Source organism: Actinosynnema sp. NPDC023658, from assembly GCF_040639995.1.
Lineage (GTDB): Bacteria > Actinomycetota > Actinomycetes > Mycobacteriales > Pseudonocardiaceae > Actinosynnema.
In genome coordinates, this window is the sequence record NZ_JBFAAX010001290.1 from 1 (window position 1) to 1387 (window position 1387).

General features: G+C 76.4%; 3 protein-coding genes. All 3 read left to right on the top strand.

Features of this window, described 5'->3' with window-relative positions; translation table 11 throughout:
• Window positions 1-466, top strand: a 466-nt coding sequence (locus tag AB0G02_RS40370; RefSeq protein ID WP_360805874.1) for an FtsX-like permease family protein, incomplete at its 5' end; no start/stop codon positions are given.
• Between the two features lie 108 nt (window positions 467-574).
• A complete protein-coding gene (locus AB0G02_RS40375) occupies window positions 575-1114 on the top strand; it encodes a sigma-70 family RNA polymerase sigma factor (RefSeq protein ID WP_360805877.1) in 540 nt (179 codons plus the stop codon).
• Window positions 1111-1387: hypothetical protein (locus tag AB0G02_RS40380; protein ID WP_360805880.1), on the top strand; the 277-nt coding region annotated here is incomplete at its 3' end. The genes AB0G02_RS40375 and AB0G02_RS40380, both read left to right, overlap by 4 nt.

Below are 1387 nucleotides of genomic sequence, written 5' to 3' on the forward strand. Positions count from 1 at the left end.
CCGCCTGCTCGCCGCCACGAGCCGCGCCGACCGGGGCGTCACGCTGCGCCGCGACTTCCAGGCCGGGCAGGTGGAGCTGTTCACGTCCCTGCGGAGCGGCGTCATCGGCGGCTCGGTGCTGCTCACCCTGCTGGCCGTGATCGGTCTCGCGGCGGCGGCCGTGGACCAGGTCTTCGAACGCCGCCGCCCGACCGCCGTGCTGGCCGCGAACGGCGTGCCGCCCAAGGTGCTCGCGCTGTCCGCGCTGGGGCAGTCGGCGGTGCCCGCGGCGCTCGGCATCGGCCTGGCCATCCCCGTCGGCGTCGGCACCGCGTGGCTGGTCGCGCCGGCCGGGCGGTTCCGCGTCGACTGGACCGAGATCGCCACCACGGTCGCGGCCGCGGCGATCGTCGTGCTCGTGGTGTCGCTGTGCACGCTGCCCGCGTTGCGCTCCGCGATCCGCCCGGAGGTGCTGCGCACCGAGTAGCGCACGCCCGACCCGGGCCGCGACGCACCGGAACGATCTCCGGTTCCCTCGACCACACCATCGTGCGGCGACGGTATCCCCAGGTCAGCGCCGGTGCTCTCAAGGAGCATGCGAGATTGGGACAACACGGAGCTGCTCGCCCACGCCGTCCGCGGTGACGTCGGGGCGTGGAACGAGGTCGTCCGCCGGTACGTGCGCCTGGTGTGGGCGGTGCCGCGGTCGCACCGGCTGAGCCCGGACGACGCGGCCGACGTCTGCCAGGCCACGTGGCTGGCGCTGGCCGAGAACCTGTCCCGCATCCGCCGCCCCGAGCGGCTGGGCGCGTGGCTGGTCACGACGGCCCGGCGCGAGACGTTGACCGTGCTGCGCCTGCGCGGCCGGGAGGTGCCGCTGGAGCCGTGGGAAGCGCCCGACGACGGGCCCACGCCGGAGGACGCGGCGCTCGCGCGCGACACCCGGCTGTGGCGGGCGTACGCGACCCTGACCGACCGGTGCCGGGAGATCCTGCGGCTGGCCGCGTTCGCGCCGGAGCTGTCGTTCACGCAGGTCGCGGAGGCGGTCGGCGTCCCGGTCAACAGCCTGGGCCCCACCCGCGGCCGGTGCCTGACCGTGCTGCGCCGCCGCCTCGGCGCGGAGGTGGCCCGGTGACCACCGACCGCGAGCTGCTCGACGCCCTGGCCCACCTGGTCGACGACCTCGACCCGACACCGGAAGCCCTTGCCGCGCAGGCGCGTTCGGCGTTGGTCGAGCGCACCGGCACGCCCGCGATGCGGCTGCTGTCGGACTCGGTCCGCGTCGACCCGCCCGGCATGCGCGGGCGCGGCGGCACCCGGCGGGTGACCTTCACCGACGTCGACCTGCGGCTCGACCACGTCACCGGCGGCCTGCACGTCACCGGGCTGGTGGCCACCGGGCCGGCGC

What these genes read in the sequence shown, in the direction of transcription:
- AB0G02_RS40375 (WP_360805877.1), top strand. Translation starts at nt 575, where the DNA reads ATGCGAGATTGGGACAACACGGAGCTGCTCGCCCACGCCGTCCGCGGT.